Annotated in this window: 19 protein-coding genes and 1 other RNA gene; 9 read left to right on the forward strand and 11 right to left on the reverse strand. The window is 61.5% G+C overall.

Going from position 1 to position 18,904, the window contains the following annotated elements:
• Window positions 1-39: 39 nt before the first annotated feature.
• Both hflC and hflK read right to left on the reverse strand, forming a co-directional pair.
• Window positions 40-915: a protease modulator HflC gene (gene hflC / locus RH950_RS15930; protein WP_350058490.1), complete on the reverse strand. Its 876-nt coding sequence runs from the start codon at window positions 913-915 to the stop codon at window positions 40-42.
• Entirely contained in the window at window positions 912-2,081 is a 1,170-nt protein-coding gene (hflK, locus tag RH950_RS15935; protein WP_350058492.1) for an FtsH protease activity modulator HflK, read from the reverse strand. The genes hflC and hflK overlap by 4 nt, the downstream gene beginning before the upstream one ends.
• Window positions 2,082-2,223: 142 nt before the next feature.
• Here hflK and apbC point away from each other — a divergent pair, with 142 nt between their 5' ends.
• A complete protein-coding gene (gene apbC, locus RH950_RS15940; protein ID WP_350058494.1) occupies window positions 2,224-3,381 on the forward strand; it encodes an iron-sulfur cluster carrier protein ApbC in 1,158 nt (385 codons plus the stop codon).
• On the opposite strand, the gene RH950_RS15945 is transcribed toward apbC, so the two are convergent.
• Genes RH950_RS15945 through RH950_RS15955 form a run of 3 tightly spaced genes read right to left on the reverse strand, consistent with a single transcriptional unit; the run spans window position 3,378 to window position 5,230 of the window.
• Window positions 3,378-3,899 carry a GNAT family N-acetyltransferase gene (locus RH950_RS15945; RefSeq protein ID WP_350058548.1) on the reverse strand — a complete coding sequence of 174 codons (522 nt, stop codon included), beginning with the start codon at window positions 3,897-3,899 and terminating at the stop codon, window positions 3,378-3,380. The two genes, apbC and RH950_RS15945, sit on opposite strands and share 4 nt — an antisense overlap.
• Window positions 3,900-3,902: 3 nt before the next feature.
• Entirely contained in the window at window positions 3,903-4,433 is a 531-nt protein-coding gene (locus RH950_RS15950) for a dihydrofolate reductase (RefSeq protein ID WP_350058496.1), read from the reverse strand.
• Between the two features lie 2 nt (window positions 4,434-4,435).
• A complete protein-coding gene (locus tag RH950_RS15955; RefSeq protein ID WP_350058498.1) occupies window positions 4,436-5,230 on the reverse strand; it encodes a thymidylate synthase in 795 nt (264 codons plus the stop codon).
• A 171-nt stretch (window positions 5,231-5,401) separates the two neighbouring features.
• Between RH950_RS15955 and RH950_RS15960 the strand changes: the two genes are divergently transcribed.
• From RH950_RS15960 to RH950_RS15980, 5 genes are all read left to right on the forward strand, one after another.
• Window positions 5,402-6,919, forward strand: a complete 1,518-nt coding sequence (locus RH950_RS15960) for a tetratricopeptide repeat protein (RefSeq protein ID WP_350058500.1) — start codon at window positions 5,402-5,404, stop codon at window positions 6,917-6,919.
• 23 nt (window positions 6,920-6,942) lie between these two features.
• Window positions 6,943-7,299, forward strand: a transfer-messenger RNA (tmRNA) gene (ssrA, locus tag RH950_RS15965).
• Between the two features lie 40 nt (window positions 7,300-7,339).
• Window positions 7,340-7,828, forward strand: coding sequence for an SspB family protein (locus tag RH950_RS15970; RefSeq protein ID WP_350058502.1), 489 nt, complete (start codon window positions 7,340-7,342; stop codon window positions 7,826-7,828).
• A 92-nt stretch (window positions 7,829-7,920) separates the two neighbouring features.
• Window positions 7,921-9,531, forward strand: a complete 1,611-nt coding sequence (locus tag RH950_RS15975; protein WP_350058504.1) for a fumarate hydratase — start codon at window positions 7,921-7,923, stop codon at window positions 9,529-9,531.
• A gap of 13 nt (window positions 9,532-9,544) precedes the next feature.
• The gene (locus RH950_RS15980) at window positions 9,545-10,186 is read left to right on the forward strand and encodes an alpha/beta family hydrolase (protein WP_350058506.1); all 642 of its coding nucleotides are present in this window, start codon (window positions 9,545-9,547) and stop codon (window positions 10,184-10,186) included.
• On the opposite strand, the gene RH950_RS15985 is transcribed toward RH950_RS15980, so the two are convergent.
• Complete coding sequence (locus RH950_RS15985) at window positions 10,183-10,437, reverse strand: hypothetical protein (RefSeq protein ID WP_350058508.1); 255 nt, start codon at window positions 10,435-10,437, stop codon at window positions 10,183-10,185. The two genes, RH950_RS15980 and RH950_RS15985, sit on opposite strands and share 4 nt — an antisense overlap.
• A gap of 654 nt (window positions 10,438-11,091) precedes the next feature.
• Here RH950_RS15985 and RH950_RS15990 point away from each other — a divergent pair.
• Window positions 11,092-11,913: a flagellin gene (locus RH950_RS15990; RefSeq protein WP_350058510.1), complete on the forward strand. Its 822-nt coding sequence runs from the start codon at window positions 11,092-11,094 to the stop codon at window positions 11,911-11,913.
• Between the two features lie 27 nt (window positions 11,914-11,940).
• On the opposite strand, the gene RH950_RS15995 is transcribed toward RH950_RS15990, so the two are convergent.
• The 5 genes from RH950_RS15995 to RH950_RS16015 all read right to left on the reverse strand — a co-directional run bounded on the left by RH950_RS15995 (window position 11,941) and on the right by RH950_RS16015 (window position 16,982).
• Window positions 11,941-13,269 (reverse strand): aspartate aminotransferase family protein, encoded by a 1,329-nt coding sequence (locus tag RH950_RS15995; RefSeq protein ID WP_350058512.1) that lies wholly within the window; start codon window positions 13,267-13,269, stop codon window positions 11,941-11,943.
• 104 nt (window positions 13,270-13,373) lie between these two features.
• Window positions 13,374-14,021, reverse strand: a complete 648-nt coding sequence (locus RH950_RS16000; protein ID WP_350058514.1) for an ABC-type transport auxiliary lipoprotein family protein — start codon at window positions 14,019-14,021, stop codon at window positions 13,374-13,376.
• Window positions 14,021-15,007, reverse strand: a complete 987-nt coding sequence (locus RH950_RS16005; RefSeq protein WP_350058516.1) for an MlaD family protein — start codon at window positions 15,005-15,007, stop codon at window positions 14,021-14,023. Before RH950_RS16005 ends, RH950_RS16000 begins: the two co-directional genes overlap by 1 nt.
• Window positions 15,008-15,027: 20 nt before the next feature.
• On the reverse strand, window positions 15,028-15,843 hold the full coding sequence (locus RH950_RS16010) for an ABC transporter ATP-binding protein (RefSeq protein WP_350058518.1): 816 nt from the start codon (window positions 15,841-15,843) through the stop codon (window positions 15,028-15,030).
• 2 nt (window positions 15,844-15,845) lie between these two features.
• On the reverse strand, window positions 15,846-16,982 hold the full coding sequence (locus RH950_RS16015) for an MlaE family lipid ABC transporter permease subunit (RefSeq protein ID WP_350058520.1): 1,137 nt from the start codon (window positions 16,980-16,982) through the stop codon (window positions 15,846-15,848).
• Between the two features lie 171 nt (window positions 16,983-17,153).
• On the opposite strand from RH950_RS16015, the gene RH950_RS16020 reads away from it, so the two are divergent.
• A complete protein-coding gene (locus RH950_RS16020; RefSeq protein ID WP_350058522.1) occupies window positions 17,154-17,669 on the forward strand; it encodes an adenine phosphoribosyltransferase in 516 nt (171 codons plus the stop codon).
• Between the two features lie 230 nt (window positions 17,670-17,899).
• Complete coding sequence (locus RH950_RS16025; RefSeq protein WP_350058524.1) at window positions 17,900-18,133, forward strand: HlyD family efflux transporter periplasmic adaptor subunit; 234 nt, start codon at window positions 17,900-17,902, stop codon at window positions 18,131-18,133.
• The last annotated feature ends 771 nt before the right edge of the window (window positions 18,134-18,904 follow it).

Consider the following 18,904-nt stretch of genomic DNA (forward strand, 5'->3'; position numbering starts at 1 on the left):
GGCACTGCCCTCGTCTGTTTCCGAAACGTGTCGGCCCCGCTATTGCGGAGCCGTCGCGCCGTCGATGTCTTTGAAATATTTGAAGAAGTCACTGTCCGGAGACAGCACCATCGTCGTATCGCCGCCGGTCATCGCTTTCCGATAGGCCTGCATTGACCTGTAGAAAGCAAAGAATTCCGGATCCTTGCCGAAAGCTTCCGCATAAATACGGATCGCTTCCGCATCGCCCTGACCACGCAGCATTTCAGCCTGCTTCTTGGCCTCGGCGACAATCACCACGCGCTGCTTGTCGGCATCGGCGCGGATCTTCTGCGCTTCTTCCTGACCCTGCGCCCGGAATTCCTTGGCCTCGCGTTCACGCTCGGACTTCATCCGGTTGTAAATGTTGAGGCTGGTCTCTTCCGGATAATCCGCACGGCGAATTCGCACCTCGACCAACTCCATGCCGAGCGGACGGGCACCGTCATTCGCCTGCTGGCGAATGCTGGCCATGATCGAAATCCGCTGGTCCGACAGGATGCTGAGCAGTGTTTCGTTACCGAGCACACGGCGCAGCGCGGAATTGATGATCGGGCTGAGCCGGGACCGGGCACCCATTTCGTCCTTCACGGTCTGGAAGAACAGCAGCGGGTCGACGATCTTGAAACGGGCGTAGGAGTCCACGTCGAGACGCTTCTGGTCCGACAGGATGACCTGCTGCTTCGGCGGATCGAGGTCAAGCACGCGCTTGTCGTAATAGACCACGTTCTGCCATGGCATCTTGACCTTCAGGCCCGGATCCTTGAGCGCTTGCATCGGCGCACCGAACTGCAGGACGATGGCCTGCTGAACCTGTGGCACCACGAAGAGCATTGAGTAGGCGACGAACCCGGCGATCAGCACCAAGACGCCCAAAACGGCGAGTCCCCTGTTCATTGTGTGGCTCCCGTCGAGCTGCGGTTCTTCTCGATCTGTTTCTGAACTTCCGGCAACGGCAGATACGGGATCACGCCGTTTCCATCACCGGACCCACTGTCGATGATGATCTTGTTCACGTTCCCGAGAACCTCTTCCATGGTCTCCAGATAGATACGCTTCTGGGTGACCTCCTTGGCAGCCGAATAGGCCTTGTAGACCGACTCGAAACGGTCCGCGTCACCGATGGCGCGGTTGGTGACTTCCTGACGGAAAGCATCCGCCTCTTCGATCATCTGTGCCGCTTCACCACGAGCCCGCGGAACCACGTCATTACGGAACGTCTCGGCTTCGTTCTTCAGCCGGTCCTTGTCCTGACGGGCACGCTGCACTTCGTTGAAGGCATCGATCACCTGCTTCGGCGGATCCACCGCCAGCAGCTGAACCTGCCGCACGGAGACACCGGCGCCATATTCGGTCAGCAGGCTCTGCAGATCTTCCTGCACCGTGCTTTCGATCAGCTGACGCCCTTCGGTCAGGGCGACCTGGATCGGCCGCTTGCCGATGGCATCGCGCATGGCCGATTCCGCCGCCATTTTCACGGTTTCGGCGGGATCCTGAAGATTGAACAGGAAGTCGCCGGCATCGGCAATCCGCCAGAACACGACGAAATCGATATCGACGATATTTTCATCGCCGGTGATCATCTGGCTCTCTTCGGGAACGTCGCGCGTCACCGAACTCCGGCCGGAACCGTCACCGGAACTGCGATAACCGACTTCGACCCTGTTTTCCCGAGTCACGTCGGGCTTGATGACCGATCCGATCGGAGACGGATAATTCCAATGCAGGCCAGGTTCGGTCGGAACACCCGTGAACCGGCCAAAAACAAGTTCGATTCCCTGCTGGTTCGGCTGCACCCGATAGAGGCCGGAAAACAGCCAGAGAGCAAGAAGGCCAACTACGATCAGCGTGATGCCCGTCGGGCCGCCCATTCCGCTCGGCAGCAGACGCTTCAGGCGTGCCTGTCCCTGGCGAATTACCTCGTCGATATCCGGCGGTTGCTGACCGCCGCCACCCGGCCCCCGGCCGCCCCATGGCGACTTGCCACCGCCGCCGCCGCCAGACCCGTTACCACCGCCGCCGCCCCATGGACCGCCGCCGCCACCTTGATTACTCCAAGGCATGAATGTTTCCCCTCGTCATAAAGCGTGTTGACGCTCTTAGCAGATGCCCCCCCTGTTGCAAAGGAATAGGGGAAGCGTATATCTGCATTTGCACAAAAGTACGCTGCATCCGCATATTGGCCAAACGCCGGAGATTTCAAGCATGGCACGGGTAACCGAAGAACAGATCCTGACAGCCCTGAAAGCTGTAGAAGACCCCGACAAGGGGCAGGATATCGTCTCTCTCGGCATGGTGAGCGGCCTTGTCGTGAAAGACGGCAATGTCGGTTTCGCCATCGAGGTCGACCCGCAGCGCGGCCCGCAGCTGGAACCGCTGCGCCAGGCCGCCGAGAAGGCCGTGGACACGGTGCCCGGTGTCCTTTCGGTGACCGCCGTACTGACGGCACACCGCCCGGGCGGACAGGGACAGCAGGCATCGCAGCCTGCGCAACCGAAACCGCAGGCTCCCGCCGGCGGCCCGCAGGCCCGGCCGGCCCAGAACACGCAAAAGACCCTGGTGCCCGGAATCAAATCGATCATCGCCGTCGCCTCCGGCAAGGGTGGCGTCGGCAAATCCACCACCGCCATCAACCTCGCCCTGGCGCTGAAGGCCTCCGGGCTGACCGTCGGCATCCTAGACGCGGATATTTACGGGCCCTCCCTGCCCCGCATGATGGGCATTTCCGGCCGCCCGACCACCGAGGATGGCAAGACCCTGAAGCCGTTGGAGCGGTTCGGCGTCAAATGCATGTCGATCGGCTTCCTGGTACCGGAAGACACCCCGACCATCTGGCGCGGCCCGATGGTGATGAGCGCGCTTGAGCAGATGTTGCGCGACGTGCTCTGGGGCGAGCTCGACGTGCTCGTCGTCGACATGCCGCCGGGCACCGGCGACGCCCAGCTCACCATGTCGCAGCGCGTGCCGCTGGCCGGCGCCGTCATCGTCTCAACGCCGCAGGACATTGCCCTGCTGGATGCCCGCAAGGGCCTGAACATGTTCCGCAAGGTCGACGTGCCGGTGCTCGGCATCATCGAGAACATGAGCTATTTCCTCTGCCCGAGCTGCGGTGAGAGGTCCGACATCTTCGGCCATGGCGGCGCCCGCGACGAAGCGGAACGGATCGGTGTCGATTTCCTCGGCGAAGTGCCGTTGCACATGGATATCCGCGAGACCTCGGACGCCGGCAACCCGATCGTGGTCTCCGCACCGGACAGCCCGCATTCCGTTGCCTACAAGGGCATCGCGGCGAAAATCTGGGAAAAAATCGGAAGCGATGCCAACAGCGGCCGCCGGGCGGCGCCGAACATCGTCTTCAACTAGTCCTGACCGGCAATGGCGCTGCGCCGCTCCATGATGGTGGTGTCACGCCATTGCCCGGCCATCGGGCCATAAGTCATCTGTGCAATCCGCTCCCGTTTGCCGACCACCCGGAAACCGTAATCCGCATGTAGCCGGATACTGGCCTCGTTCTCCGGAAAGATGCTGGTCTGCAGGGTCCAGAAGCCGGCCTGCTCCGACTGTGCGACAAGCGCCGCCAGCAAGGTCCGGCCAATGCCCATGCCGCGCGCCTCCGGCGCGATATAGATGCTGTGCTCCGCCACGCCGCGATAGACCGCCCGGCTTGAGACCGGTGTCAGCCCGACCCAGCCTGCAACGGCATCGCCGGCTACAGCAACCAGCCGGCAGTCGGGCAGATACTTCGCATCGAAGGTGGGCCAGTCCGGCGCCTGGGCCTCGAAAGTGGCATGACCGGTATCAATCCCGGCCTGGTAAATCGCCAGCACAGGGTTCGCATCGCCGGCCTGCATCGGCCGCAAGCTCACCACATGATCGTTCATCACTCAGATTCGCTCCAGGGTGACAAAACTGTGCGCGGGTGCATCGCCGTCAGCCGGAAGATCCTCCCGTTCCGTCTCTTTCCACTCGTCCTTCTCGTAATCCGGAAAGCGGGTCTGCCCCTCGGCGTCGACATGGATTTCGGTCAGATGAATGCGCTGGACCTTGTCGAAGGCCTGGCGATAGATCTCGGCGCCGCCAAAGACGATGATCTCGTCGACACCGTCCGTCAGCGCCACACGGCGGGCAAGGTCCAGCGCCTCGTCAAGGTCATGCGCGATCTCGACGCCCTCGACCTTGAAGCCGCGATCGCGGGTCACGACGATGTTGGTCCGGCCGGGCAGCGGCCGGCCGATCGACTGGTAGGTCTTGCGGCCCATCACCAGCGGCTTGCCCATGGTGATCCGTTTCATCCGCTTCAGATCAGCCGGCAAATGCCAGGGCATGGTCTCGCCATCGCCGATCACCCCGTTATCCGAAACTGCCACGACGATCACCGGAACCGGGAACTGCACCACCTTGTCCTCAATGCTCATGGCTAGACCGCGACCGGCGCGGCGATATGCGGCGCGGCCTCGTAGCCGGTAAGCTCGAAATCCTCGAAGCGGAACGCGAACAGGTCGGTGACCTCCGGATTGATACGCATGCTCGGCAAGCGGCCCGGCAGGCGCTGCAACTGCTCACGCGCCTGCTCGAAATGGTTCCGGTAGAGATGGGCGTCGCCGAGGGAATGGACAAAGTCGCCGGGCTGCAGGCCGGTGACCTGCGCGACCATGAGAGTAAGCAACGCGTAGGAGGCGATGTTGAACGGCACGCCGAGGAAGATATCGGCACTGCGCTGGTAAAGCTGGCAGGAGAGTTTTCCGTCCGCGACATAGAACTGGAACAGGCAATGGCAGGGCGGCAGCGCCATCCGCGGCACGTCCGCCGGGTTCCAGGCGGTAACGATCAGGCGCCGGGAATCCGGCCGCTCCCGGATATCGTCGAGCAGATTCCGGATCTGGTCGATGGTGCCGCCATCCTTGTCCGGCCAGGAGCGCCACTGATGGCCGTAGACCGGCCCGAGATCGCCATTCTCGTCCGCCCACTCATTCCAGATCCGGACGCCGTTCTGCTGCAGATAGGCGATGTTCGTGTCTCCAGCGAGGAACCAGAGCAGCTCATGGATGATGGATTTCAGATGCAGCTTCTTCGTCGTCAGAACCGGGAATCCCCGGGACAGATCGAAGCGCATCTGATGGCCGAAAACCGACCGTGTCCCGGTGCCGGTCCGGTCGGTCTTGTCGGCGCCTTCCTCCAGCACCTTCGCCATCAGATCCAGATATTGCCGCATGGAAAAACAGTCCCGTTCCGCCGCTTGAGTGATCCCTGTATTTTGAACCGGGGCGTTTTGAACGCAAGCGATTGCAGGACCTCATGGCATTGGCAATTGACAGAAGCCTGATTCCGTTCGCACTTTTGCGTCCAAATCCGCTCGCATCGAAACCGGACCGGGACAGCCGCCATGCCGGAAAGCCGCGACTCCCTTCTGGCCGACTGCCGGCAGCTGATGGCCACGGGAAAGTGGAACGAAGCGCGGTCCCGCCTTGAACATGCGCTCGCGGCGGCGCCGACCGATGTCCTGATTGCCTACACACTGGCCACCGCCTACCGGCTTTCCGCGGCCGCCGACCGGGCCGTCCCGCTCTTCGGCAATCTCCACAACGCCGTTCCCGACATGCCGGAAGCCGCCGTCGGTCTGGCCTTCAGTCTTGCCGAACTGGGTCGAACCCGGGATGCGGAAACCGTGCTGCGCCGGTTCTCTGTGCGGCATCCGGGGCAGGCCTCTCCCTATACAGCACTCGGCGAGATCCGGCTGAAGTCCGGTATGTTTGATGGCTTGTCAAGGCCCTTCGCTGCGGCAACCGCGATCGCTCCCAGCGCCGACGCTCTTGGTAACCTCGCCGAGATCCTCAGTCATGAAAGGTCGTTCGATGCAGCGGAGCGGCTGTATCGCCTTGCTCTGGAAAAAACCCCCGGCGTCCCCAGTCTGGAGTTGAACTATGCCGTTCATCTGCTGAGTCAGGGTCTGCTCGAAGAAGGTTGGAAGCATTTCGAGGCCCGGCTCGACCCGGCACTACCCGATTCTCCGATCCGCACCCTGTCCCTGCCACGTTGGGACGGTATGGCAGCGGCGGACCGGCATCTTCTGGTGGTAAGCGAACAGGGGCTCGGCGATGAAATCAGGCTCGGCGCCATGCTCCCGATACTGGCGGAAAACGCGGGGTCCCTGACAGTCGAATGCGATCCACGATTGCTCCCGCTCTACCGACGGTCGATGCCCAGCGTGACGTTCCACGCCTTTTCCAGGGTGAAGCGGAGCGGCCGCGGGCATTATTCCTACGGCTGGCTGCCGAAAGATGATGGTCCCGACTGTTACATCGAAATCGGCAGCCTGCCGCTGATGCTCACCCGCGGGCAGATTCCACTCGGACATACTGACGGATTCCTGACGACCTCGAAGCCATTGCAAGACAGAATCGGCAGCACGCTGCGCGCGACCGCGGGCGACCGGCACCTCGTCGGCCTGTCCTGGGCAAGCGGTGCCAAACAATTCGGGCGGGCGGCCAACTATCCTCCCCTCGACTCATGGCGGCAGCTGCTGAATCTCCCCGACATATGCCTGGTTTCACTGCAATACGGCACGGCTGCAGAGAGTGTGAAAGAAATGTCAGAAACGATTGGCCGCGAGATCCTGCACCTCGACGAGCTTGATTTGCGGGACGACCTGGACTCTCTCGCCGCTCTCGAGGCCTCGCTCGATCTCGTGCTGTCGGTCGGTAACGCCACCGCCGCACTGGCGGGAGCGGTAGGCACGACGACGTTGGAATTGCTGTCTTTTCCCGGCTGGGTGCCGCTTCTGGAGGAGCAAGATTTTTTCCTGGGAGCAACCCGGCGCATCGCACAGCGGCAGCTTGGCGACTGGAAATATCCCGTCGAACGGGCGCGGGCGCTCGCATTGAGGCATCTCGGGAAACGGTAACTGCCTAGATTCTTACCAACTCTCCTCTTTTTCCTGAGACCACAAGCGCCTATATTCAGCCTGTCGGGCAACCGACTACGGCGATAAACGGACTGTGGAATAGGCATTGCGGACCCGGGGGCGGTACCCGGCGCCTCCACCAAAGATCTCCGGTCTCCCGACCGGCTCATTGGGGGCGAAATAGGATCGACGCGTGTAGTAAAGACAGAACTTTCGCTCGGCATGGTTCCGCCGATATCGGGCCATTATAGTAGTTGCAAACGACAACTATGCGGAAGCACGCCTCGCTGCGTAAGCAGTCTGGTGTCTTCAATTAAGTCCTAAGGGTTCGCACCTTTAGGCGGGGTTTGGGGCGCACCTGGCAACAGAAGCGTCCCGCTAGATTGCGAGTATGCTGACGGACGAATACCGGGGGAAATTTTGGAAGAACCTTTCCAATACGACATGATGGTGGATGAGGCGCTGCGCGGCGTTGTCCGGCGCGCGCTGAAGCAGGCCGCCCAGCACGGCCTCCCCGGAAACCACCATTTCTACATCACCTTCAAGACCAGGGGCGAAGGGGTCTCTATCCCCCCCTACCTGCTTGAAAAATACGCGGACGAAATGACCATCGTGCTCCAGTTCCAGTTCTGGGACCTGGAAATCGAGGAGGAGTTCTTCGGCGTTTCGCTCAGTTTCAACGATGTTCGCGAGAGACTGGTGATTCCGCTGGCCGCGATCACAGGTTTCGCCGACCCCTCCGTGAAGTTCGGTCTCCAGTTCCAGACACTGGAGGATGGCGAGCTCAGCGAAGCAGACCAGGTCGACGCGTCCGAGGACGGAACCGAAGAGCCGGTTCCAGAAGGCGACGACGATGGTGCGGCAATGGGCCAGGTCGTCTCGCTCGATAATTTCCGCAAAAAGAAATAAGTCGGGCGGCCGCTGAGCGGAAAAGACCGGACACATTTCGACGGAGGCAGTTCTGCCTTCTGGCTTAAGATCTATACTGGAGACCCTCCCTCATGGCCGATTTCGATTTTACCGAAATGTTCCCGCTGGCGGAGGACACGACCGAGTACCGCAAGCTCACCGGTGACTTTGTCGGCGTAGACACATTCCGGGGCCAGGACATCCTGACGATCGAGCCCGAAGGCTTCACCATGCTGACGGAGCAGGCTTTCCGGGACATCTCCCACCTGCTGCGCCCGGCGCATCTGCAGCAGCTCCGCAATATTCTCGAGGACGACGAGGCGACCAGCAACGACAAGTTCGTCGCCTATGAGTTCCTGAAGAATGCGGGGATCTCCGCCGGCGGTGTACTGCCGATGTGCCAGGATACCGGCACCGCCATCGTCATGGGCAAGAAGGGCCAGAACGTCTTCACCGGCTTCAACGAAGAGAAAGCCATCGCGAAGGGCGTCTACAATATCTACACCAAGCACAATCTGCGCTACAGCCAGATGGCCCCGCTGGACATGTTCACCGAGAAGAACACGGCCAACAACCTGCCGGCGCAGATCGAGCTCTATGCCACCGAAGGCGATGCCTACAAGTTCATGTTCTGCCAGAAGGGTGGCGGATCGGCCAACAAGAGCTTCCTGTTCCAGGAAACCAAGGCGATCCTCAACCCGGATGCGCTGATGAAGTTCCTCGACACCAAGATCCGCACCCTGGGCACAGCGGCCTGCCCGCCCTATCACCTTGCCATCGTGATCGGCGGCACCTCTGCCGAGTTCAACATGAAGACGGTGAAGCTGGCCTCCACGAAGTATCTCGACGGGCTGCCGACCGGCGGCAGCGAGTCCGGCCATGCCTTCCGTGATGTGGAGATGGAGCAGAAGGTGCTGAAGATGACCCAGGAAATGGGCATCGGCGCGCAGTTCGGCGGCAAATATTACTGCCACGACATCCGCGTGATCCGGCTGCCGCGGCACGGCGCCTCCCTGCCCGTCGGCATCGGGGTCTCCTGTTCCGCCGACCGTCAGGCATTCGCCAAGATTACCAAAGACGGAATCTTCATGGAGCGGCTGGAAACGGATCCGGCAAAGTTCCTGCCCGACATCGATCCGAGCGAGTTCGAGGGCGACGTCGTGAAGATCGACCTGAACCAGCCGATGGACGAGATCCGGAAGACACTCAGCCAGTACCCGATCAAGACCCGGGTCTCGCTCTCCGGGCCCATCATCGTCGCCCGCGACATTGCCCATGCGAAGCTCAAGGAACGGCTGGATTCCGGCAAGGGCCTGCCGGATTACGTGAAGAACCATCCGATCTACTATGCCGGCCCGGCAAAAAAGCCCGAGGGTTATGCTTCCGGATCGTTCGGGCCGACCACGGCCGGCCGGATGGATTCCTATGTCGATCCCTTCATGGCCGCCGGCGGCAGCTTCGTCATGCTGGCGAAGGGCAACCGCTCGCCCCAGGTCCGGGAAGCCTGCAAGAAGCACGGCGGTTTCTATCTCGGCTCGGTCGGCGGCGCCGCGGCCAAGCTGGCCCTGGAAAGCATCAAGAGTGTCGAGGTCGAGGAATATCCCGAACTCGGCATGGAGGCGATCTGGCGGATCGAGGTGGAGGATTTTCCGGCCTTTATCGTCACGGACGACAAGGGCAACGATTTCTTCTCCAACATCTGACGATGCGGCGCGAATGACGGCGCCCGAGTTTCTGATAGACGGGCCGGCGGATGCGCCGGCCTGTTTCATTCTGGCCCATGGCGCCGGCGCACCGATGGACACGGCCTTCATGAACCGGGTTGCAGAGGGTATCGCGGCCGCCGGCTTCCGCGTCCTGCGCTTCGAATTTCCCTATATGGCAGGCCGACGCCATGGCGGCAGCAAACGGCCGCCGGACCGGCAGCCGGTGCTTCTCGATACATGGCGCGCTGTCATCGCAGCGGCGGCAGGGAGCGGTGCCCTCGTCGTCGGCGGAAAATCCATGGGCGGGCGCATGGCAAGCCTCGTTGCCGATGAATCCGGCGTCGATGGCGTAATCTGCCTCGGGTATCCGTTCCACCCGCCCGGAAAACCGGACCGGCTCCGCACCGAACATCTGGAAAAGATTGCCTGCCAGACCCTCATCCTGCAGGGAGAACGTGACCCTTTCGGCACCAGGGAAGACGTCACGGCCTACCGACTGTCGGACGCAGTCACCGTGGAGTGGATCCCGGACGGCAATCATGACCTTGCACCGCGGAAAGCCTCCGGCCACACGGTTGAGGCAAACATGCAGAAAGCGGTCTCAGCCGCGGTCTATTTTCTGGAAAACGTTGTTCGCTGCCGCAAGGCTTAATCGTGCGGGACCGGCCGGTCCGCGATTGCCGCATTGATCAGTTCTGCCGGCGACGGGATCTGCTTTTCAATTACCGGAAGCTGCAATGTGTCGGCGGATGTGCGGTAGACGATATAGGCATTCGCCATCCACCCGCCAACAAATACCGGGCCAACCAGAATGACGACAAGCGATACCGTCGCGACCACTCGAATGATCGACCGGAGAAGCACTTCCGCCGCACTGTCTTCTGCTTGTTCCCAAACGGCCAATGTTCAATTCCCGCCCAGAGATCGGCCTCGTGAAACACTCACGAGACTTTCCCCACAATCATCAAGTGAAGTCGACAATAGCAGAAACAATCAGAATCCTCAATGCTATGTCGGAACACATCGCTCCAAGTACCACAAATCACACAATTTTCGCCGATCGGAGCACCTCAGGTTGAGGAAGCGAAGAACAATGAAAATGAGACAATGACCGACACATTTTAAAGTTATCACAGATTTTTCTTAACAAAACATAACCGAAACACTGACAAGCCACTCGTTTGCTAAGCCTCGATTCGCGCAAAGACTCCGGCCCGCGCCTGCTTTTTGTCGAAAACAGGAAGGATCCGGATAGCTTTATATCGAAGAAATTACATCGATTTGCGCGACAGCAGGGTGCAATCGAAGTGCCTCTTGCCATTGCGGGATTTCCGGAACTTCTTCTTCCGTTCGCAGAGATCCAAACACCCGGCCGGGTCTTCCGAGAACGGACCATGCGGCTCTCGGCGGGGACAAGCTGGATGATTGGTGTCACGCCCCCGCGAGGAGCAAACCTGCCGCGCCTTACAACGGGTCAAAATAATGCTATAATTACGGCTCTGAAGAGTACGGGCGCCAGGCGGGTATGTCGTCGGCACCATAAAAGGGCGCGCAGCCATGGCTATCAGCAGTTCGATCAATACGAATGTCGGCGCTTTTTCCGCGCTCCGGAATCTGAACGCCTCGCGTCTCGACCAGAGCAGAACCGAGAACCGCATCTCCACGGGGCAGAAGGTCTCGGGCGCGCTGGATCAGGCGTCCCTGTTCGCCATCGCCCAGAGCATCCGCGGTGAGCTCAGTGCCAATGCAGCGGTGCAGCAGGGCCTGAACCAGACGTCGGGCGCGGTGAAGGTTGCCACCGCCGGCGCGACCGCGATTTCCGATTTGACGACCGATATCCGGGGCAAGCTGGTCGAGCTTTCCAACCCGGCGCTGACCGGCGAGCAGCAGGGCCTGCTCCGGAATGATCTGGACGCGCTTCTCGGACAGGCGCAGGGCTTCGTCGACAACAGCAGTTTCAACGGAACGAATTTGCTGGAATCCGGCGCCGGGGACCTGAACACCCTGCAAAACGCTGACGGCGACGTGCTGTCCGTTTCGGGTCAGGGCACGGTCGCGGACAGCCTGGCAACGCTGGCCGCCGCCGATTTCAGCGATCCCGCCTCTGTTCTGAGCAATGAATTCTCCGCCTTCCAGTCCGCCCTGAATTCCTCGCTCGGGGACCTTGGCGCCAGCTCCCGCCGCATCACGTCGCAGAACGATCAGCTGCAGGGGATCGCGGACGCGACCGAGGAAGGGCTCGGAAATATCGTGGATGCCGATCTCGGACGGGAAGCCGCACGATTGCAGGCAGACCAGGTCCGCGGTCAGCTGAGCCAGCTCTCGCTCGGCATCGCCAACCGCAGCCCGCAGGCGCTGCTCGGCCTGTTCCGGTCCTGACCGACAAACGACATATCTGATTAGGCGTCAGCGGGCGGAGACCGCCTCGTCAATTGCGCCGGCCAGCTTCTCGACAATTTCCGCAACATGGTTCTCGTCGATGATGAAGGGCGGTGCCAGCAGGACATGGTCGCCGACCCGCCCGTCGATCGTGCCGCCCATCGGGTAGCACATCAGGCCGCGCGCCATGGCGCCGGCCTTCACCTTGGCATGAACCTTCCGGGCCGGATCGAACGGAGTCTTGCTGGACCGCTCCTCGACAAGCTCGATGCCGATGAACAGCCCGCGGCCGCGGATCTCGCCGACATGGTGATGATTGCCGAAACGTTCTTCCAGAGCAGCCCGCAGCTTTCCGCCCATGGTGCGGACCTTCTCGAGCAACCCGTCCTCTTCGATCACCTGCTGCACGGCGAGCGCACCGGCACAGGCCGCGGGATGGCCCATATAGGTATGGCCGTGCTGGAAGAAGCCGCTGCCGTCACGGATCGCCGAGAAGATCTTCTTTGAGACCAGCGTCGCCCCGATCGGCTGATAGCCCGCCCCCAGTCCCTTGGCCACGGTCAGGAGATCCGGCGCAACGCCGTCCTCCTCGCAGGCAAACAGATAACCGGTCCGGCCCATGCCGCACATCACCTCATCGAAGATCAGCAGGACACCATGGGTGTCGCAAATCTCCCGGATCCGCTGCAGATAGCCCGGGACCGGCGGGACCGCACCGAGCGTGGCGCCCACAACCGGCTCGCAGACGAAAGCGGCAACGGTTTCCGGACCGTGCGCGCGGATGGCCGCATCCAGCTCGTCCGCAACCCGCTGGCCGTAGTCCTCCTCGCTCTCGTCATCCTGCCGGCCGCGATAGGGGTAGCAGGGCGAGACATGGGTGGCGTCGATCAGCAGCGGGCGAAACTGTTCGCGCCGCCATTCGTTGCCGCCGACCGCAAGGGCGCCAAGCGTGTTGCCGTGATAGCTCTGCTTGCGGGCGATGATCTTGTGCCGCTCGGGCTGACCGATTTCGACGAAATATTGACGCGCCATCTTCAGCGCGGCCTCGATCGCCTCGGAGCCGCCGGAGACGAAATAGACCCGGTCGAGATCGCCGGGCGCCCGGGCGACCAGATAGTCTGCCAGGCGCTCCATCGGCTCGTTCGAGAAGAAACTGGTATGGGAAAACGGAATGGCGTCGAGCTGGGCCTTGATGGCATCGACCACCCGTTTGTCGCTGTGGCCGAGGCAGGACACCGCGGCCCCGCCGCAGGCATCGAGATATTTCTTGCCGTCCGCGTCCGTTATGTAGACCCCCTCCCCGCTTGCCGCGACGGGATAGGAGGCAACCGCACTGCGATGAAAGACGTGGGTCATGCCGATAACTTTCGATTGGGACGATGGTTGCACATATCCCGTCGAGACTGCGCCCGCACGCCGCGCCCGGTCAAGCAGCCTGGCGCCCGGGCCTGACCGCCGGATCAGAGCTCCGCAACACTCTTCAGGGTCCAGCCGACAATCTTCTTCATCACGTTACCGAGCGCCAGATCGAACGATTTCACGATATTGTGCATGCGGTTGTCCGGCGCCTCCCGCATGGCCTCGAACGAGTGCGAGGCAACGATGATCCGTTGCGGAATCTTGACCAGCTTGCAATTGATCCGGACCCTGATTTTCGGGACGGTGGCGCCGCCGAGATATTCCGCCTGGAACTCGCGCAGCTCGGTCTGCAGTTCATAGTCGCTGCGCAGGCCGACGCCACTGCGGCCGACACCGACAATTTTTCCCGAATTCTCGAAGGACTCGACCAGCAGCCGATAGACCATGGAGGGCGCCGTATCGACCCATTTGGCCCGGGCAAAATAATCCATCGTCAACTCGCCCCGCATCACCGCGATCTGCGAGGAATTCAGACCGGCAGGCGCGAGCGGCGGCTCAATGCCGAGCTGCAGGGGAACAGTCGGAATACCCTCCTCGAACGTGCTTTTCGGCGACAGGCGATAGAGCTGAGAGGGCGGCTGCGGGGTCGGGATGACGCCGCAGGCGGAAACCGCCGCGACCGGGAGGGCCGTTCCGGCGAGAAGGAGCAGCCGGCGGCGGCTCAGGGACGGGGCGTTCTGATCGCTCATTAGTCTGTCTCCACACCTTTTTGCCTGTTGCCGAAGAGAATTCGTGCCGGATCCGCTTCGACCTGCCGCACCAGCCTGTCGAGATCGCTCATCAGCTGCCGCCCTTCAACGAGAAACTCCGTCAACTCGTACAGCCCCGTTTCCGCGAAATCATTGACCGACTCCCGGTTCTCTGAAATCAGGCTTGCCGCTTCGCTCGAGACCATGCCCACTTTCGCCAGGGTATCGCGCAGATCGGCCGACACCACGGCGATCTCGGCATCCACCGCGGAGACAGTCCCCCGCGTCGTCGCCATGGTCTGAGAAATCTCCTCGCTCATCACCGCGATGTCGCCGCTGACCTGGCTGACAGTCTGGTCCAGCACCAGCATCGTCTTGTGTGCATTCTGGATGATTTCCTCGATCTCGGTACTGCGGTTAGCAAGAATTGCCGAAACGCTCTCGAGATTCTTCAGCGTGTTCTGGATCGCCGCCCTGTTGGTATCGCTCATGAGCTGGTTGGCGCGGTTCACCAGGACGACAAGCTGGGAGGCGATTTCGGGCGCCGCCTGGGCCACTTCCTGCAGCACCGACGACCGGGATTCCAGAACCGGCACCTCGTCGCCCGGCCGCGCCGTCAGCAGCGGAGCGTCCCTGGAGCCGCCGGACAGCTGGATGTAGCCGACGCCCGTCAGGCCCTGGCTTTCAAGGATGGCATAGACGTCCTGCTTGATCGGCACCTTGCTGTCGAGCTCGATCCGGACCCGGATGATCTCGATATTGTCCGGATCGATGGCGATATCGGTCACCTGCCCGACCGGGATGCCCCGGTAGCGGACCGGACTGCCGACCGAGAGACCGGTCACCTGCTCCTCGAACGTGACCTCGTAGATAGCCACGTCCCGGTCCAGCTCCACCTTTCCGAGCCAGACGACAAATCCCATTCCGGCCGCGACCATCGCGAAAACGAACAGGCCGACGACGACATAGCTTGCGCGTGTTTCCATGGCAGTTCCGTCTCCCTCCCCTAGCGCGCGAGGCCCGGGGCTTCGAAAGCGGCCCGCGCGCGGGGCCCGTGAAAATATTCCTGTATCCAGGGGTGCGGGTTCGCAACCAGTTCCTGCATCGTCCCCACCGTCACCTGCCTGTCGAGCAGCACCGCGATCCGGTCGCAGATCGCCACCAGGCTGTCCAGATCGTGGGTGACCATGACCACGGTCAGGCGAAGGCTGCTTTGCAGGTCCCGGATCAGCTGATCGAAGTTGGAGGCGCCGATCGGGTCCAGCCCGGCCGTCGGCTCGTCCAGAAAGACCACCTGCGGGTCGAGCGCCAGCGCCCGGGCGAGGCTGGCCCTCTTGCGCATGCCCCCCGATAGCTGGGAGGGGAACTTGTCCGCCGCGTTCGGCGGCAGGCCGACCATGTTGATCTTCAGCAGCGCCAGCTCCCGCATCAACTGCTTCGGGATACCGCCGCGCTCCCGCATCGGCGCCATGATGTTCTGCGCCACGGTGAGCGAGCTGAACAGCGCGCCGTCCTGGAACATCATGCCGAACCGGCCCTGCAGCTTGCGCGTCGGCATCTCGCCGTGCCCGGTGTCGATCCTCTCGCCCAGCAGCTCGATCTCTCCCGCCGCCGGGACCTGCAACCCGATGATGGTCCTGAGCAGCACCGACTTGCCCGTACCGGACCCGCCGACCACCCCCAGCACCTCGCCGCGCCGGACATCGAGATCGAGATTGTCATGCACCACCTGGGTGCCGAACGCGTTGCGGATGCCGCGCAGACGAATGGCGGGGCTGTCCGCCGCATCGCTCGTGAATGTCTCGTCCGCCATCGCCACCATGATCAGATCCCGACTTCGGCAAAGAAGATCGCGAACAGCGCATCCAGCACGATCACGATGAAGATGGATTCCACCACCGCCTTGGTGGTGCGGAATCCGACGCTTTCGGCGCTGCCCGACACCTTCAGGCCCTGATGGCAGCCGACCACGGCGATGACATAGGCGAAGACCGGCGCCTTCAGCATGCCGGTACCGAAATCCCAGAAATCGACCGCGCCCTTGAGCTGGGTCAGGAACTGCTGGATCGTCAGGTCGAGCTTCAGCACCGCGATCATCGCCCCCCCGGCAAGCCCGGCGATATCGCCGATGAAGACCAGGATCGGCAGGGCGATGAACAGGGCGATCAGGCGCGGGATCACCAGCACGTCCACCGGCGACAGCCCGAGCGTCTCCAGCGCATCCACTTCCTGGTTCACCTTCATGGTGCCGATCTGGGCGGTGAAGGCGCTGCCGGACCGGCCGGCGACAATGATCGCCGTCAGCAGCACGCCGATCTCGCGCAGCACCGAGACGCCGACCAGGTTCACGGTCAGGATCGCGGCGCCGAAGCGCTCGAGCTGGAGCGAGCCCATATAGGCCAGCACCACGCCGACCAGGAAACAGAGCAGCGCGACGATGCCGACCGCATTCAGCCCGACATATTCAAGCTGGCTGACCAGGGCGACGAAACGCAGCCGTGCCCGTCCGGTCAGCAGCGCCAGCAGCGAGACGATGGTCAGCCCGAAGAACCCGAACAGGTCGCGCCCGACATGCACCATGTCGAACATCGCCTTCCCGGCCCGCGCGGCGATCAGGATCAGCGGATTCGGCCGGTTCTCGTCGATCGCCAGGTCCGGGTCGGGAACAAAGGCCTTTTCCAGCAGGGCGGAGAATTCCTCCGGCAAGCCGTCCAGCCGGACCTCGATGCCGCGCCGGGTGAAGGCCTCGGAGGTGCGGCGCAGAACCCAGGCCCCGGCACTGTCCAGCGCGCTGACCTCGACGGCATCGATCACCACCTGGCGCGGGGATGCTTTCGCGGCCTGCCGGAACTCCCGGTCGAGCCGGGCAACGGACTGCACGGTCAGCGGCCCGGCAATGCCGACCCTGAGTTCGCCGCCGGCTTCCGTGATCGAAAGCGAAGTTTCGGCTGCAGCCGCCACGTCTTTTTCTCCCCCAAGCCCAAAGACACCGGCACCCACCGGTCGGCATATCGATTGTTTCCGGGCACGCCGCATGCGCCTGAAAACGCGACCATTTCATAAGATAGTGGAATTTATCGCAACTCTCACCTATCAAGGCCGCTGCTTAACAGAGGACTCTGGAAACCGAGCATGGACCTGAAGAAACATATCCGCGAAGTGCCGGATTTTCCGAAACCGGGCATCCTGTTCTACGATGTATCGACCCTGCTCGCCCACCCGGCCGCCTGGAAGGCGACGGTGGACCGGCTGAAGACAATCGTCGACGGCTACAAGCCCGACGTGCTGGCCGGCATCGAATCCCGCGGCTTCCTGGTCGCCGCCCCGCTGGCCCTGGAACTCGGCCTCGGCTTCCACATGGTCCGCAAGCAGGGCAAGCTGCCCGGCAAGACCATTCCCTATACCTACGATCTGGAATATGGCAGCGACACGATCGAGGTGCAGGACGGCGCCATCGAGCCGGGCCAGCGCGTTGTCATCCTGGATGACCTGCTGGCCACCGGCGGCACCCTGGCCGCGGCCATCGAGCTGATCCGCAAGGTCGGCGGCGAGGTCACCGGCGCCGCCAGCATCATGGAACTCGCCTTCCTGAAGGGCCGCGACCGGCTCGACATCCCCTTCACCTCCCTGATTTCCTACGACGACTGAGGCCCGCCGCCTCTCCCCGCCACCATCCCGGCCGGCGAGCCGGGACCCGGGTGATCGCAGAGCGCCGACCTCCATCCCGAGGCCGGATTATATCCGAAATGGCAGTGGCGAGACGGGACGCCATGTCCCGGCCTCCTGATTTCCGTCCCTCATCCTCGCTGTTCGCTGAAGACAGACAGAACCGCACCGCCTAATATTCCTCGCGTCGAAACAGCGCCGGAGCCTGATGAATGGGGCGTTACCGGAAAACCGGTAACCGGGTCGGCCGCCTGACCCACGCGGCCCCGGTGGCGGGGGAGGTCACCGGACTCTCGGTGCATACGCTCGGCGGCACTGTCCAGCCCGGCGCGCCACTGATGCAGATCGTGCCGGACGGGGACCGTCTGACGGGAGAGAGACGGGTGCTGGAATATGTGCTGCAGCCGGTGCTGCGCTATGCGAGCGAAGGGATGTGGGAACGATGAACCAACTAAACCCAGACAACACAATAATAGGAAGAAAAATATTCCTAAGAAGAAGTATTTCTGTGTGGTATTTTGTTTTTATTCCATTAATTTGCTTTTTTGATATTATTAGATTTGATGTTTATATTATCCTTAGTAAGGCGATACAATCCATTACTTTTGGGGCAATTTATCTGCCAAGATATACAGATTTAGTGGGCGTTGATTTTCTATATATTTCTGTTTTTCTGTTTGTTTTAATAATGTCGTGGGCATTTCATAAAATTACTGTGTTATGTATTGGTAGTAAAAAAATAAAAAGTCATTATAAAGTAATAATTGCTTCTCTTTTTTATTTTTATGCTATTTCGATAATGTTATATATATTTGTTCGAATGTATGAATTTTCAAAATATTGGAGCAAATAATGAACGTAAGTATATATTTGAGATGAATTAAGGTGACATGAATTAAGGTGACTCACGCCTTAATACGCTAGGAATTAAGGTGACACATGCCTTAATACGCTAGGATCCTGCCCATCTCGCCGGGACCACGCTTCGAGTCCGGGGGCACGCCTCAGATGCGGGCCGCCGCCTGCAAAGCGGCACACCCCACCCCTCTGCTCAAACCACCGTCACACGCTCTCGACCATCTCCGTCTCGATCAAGATTTCCGAATGCAGGGTCCGGTGCACCGGGCACTTGTCGGCAATCTCCCGGAGCTTTTGCCGCTGCGCCGCGTCGAGCGGTCCTTCGATGATGATCTCCCGGCTGATCCTGTCGATCTTTC

Origin of the sequence: Nisaea sp. (assembly GCF_040217065.1) — a bacterium.
In the GTDB taxonomy this organism is placed as follows: Bacteria; Pseudomonadota; Alphaproteobacteria; order Thalassobaculales; family Thalassobaculaceae; genus Nisaea.

Coding starts and splice junctions, on each gene's coding strand:
- hflC (WP_350058490.1), bottom strand. CDS start 915: ATGAACAGGGGACTCGCCGTTTTGGGCGTCTTGGTGCTGATCGCCGGG.
- hflK (WP_350058492.1), bottom strand. CDS start 2,081: ATGCCTTGGAGTAATCAAGGTGGCGGCGGCGGTCCATGGGGCGGCGGC.
- apbC (WP_350058494.1), top strand. CDS start 2,224: ATGGCACGGGTAACCGAAGAACAGATCCTGACAGCCCTGAAAGCTGTA.
- RH950_RS15945 (WP_350058548.1), bottom strand. CDS start 3,899: ATGAACGATCATGTGGTGAGCTTGCGGCCGATGCAGGCCGGCGATGCG.
- RH950_RS15950 (WP_350058496.1), bottom strand. CDS start 4,433: ATGAGCATTGAGGACAAGGTGGTGCAGTTCCCGGTTCCGGTGATCGTC.
- RH950_RS15955 (WP_350058498.1), bottom strand. CDS start 5,230: ATGCGGCAATATCTGGATCTGATGGCGAAGGTGCTGGAGGAAGGCGCC.
- RH950_RS15960 (WP_350058500.1), top strand. CDS start 5,402: ATGCCGGAAAGCCGCGACTCCCTTCTGGCCGACTGCCGGCAGCTGATG.
- RH950_RS15975 (WP_350058504.1), top strand. CDS start 7,921: ATGGCCGATTTCGATTTTACCGAAATGTTCCCGCTGGCGGAGGACACG.
- RH950_RS15980 (WP_350058506.1), top strand. CDS start 9,545: ATGACGGCGCCCGAGTTTCTGATAGACGGGCCGGCGGATGCGCCGGCC.
- RH950_RS15990 (WP_350058510.1), top strand. CDS start 11,092: ATGGCTATCAGCAGTTCGATCAATACGAATGTCGGCGCTTTTTCCGCG.
- RH950_RS15995 (WP_350058512.1), bottom strand. CDS start 13,269: ATGACCCACGTCTTTCATCGCAGTGCGGTTGCCTCCTATCCCGTCGCG.
- RH950_RS16000 (WP_350058514.1), bottom strand. CDS start 14,021: ATGAGCGATCAGAACGCCCCGTCCCTGAGCCGCCGCCGGCTGCTCCTT.
- RH950_RS16005 (WP_350058516.1), bottom strand. CDS start 15,007: ATGGAAACACGCGCAAGCTATGTCGTCGTCGGCCTGTTCGTTTTCGCG.
- RH950_RS16010 (WP_350058518.1), bottom strand. CDS start 15,843: ATGGTGGCGATGGCGGACGAGACATTCACGAGCGATGCGGCGGACAGC.
- RH950_RS16020 (WP_350058522.1), top strand. CDS start 17,154: ATGGACCTGAAGAAACATATCCGCGAAGTGCCGGATTTTCCGAAACCG.
- RH950_RS16025 (WP_350058524.1), top strand. CDS start 17,900: ATGGGGCGTTACCGGAAAACCGGTAACCGGGTCGGCCGCCTGACCCAC.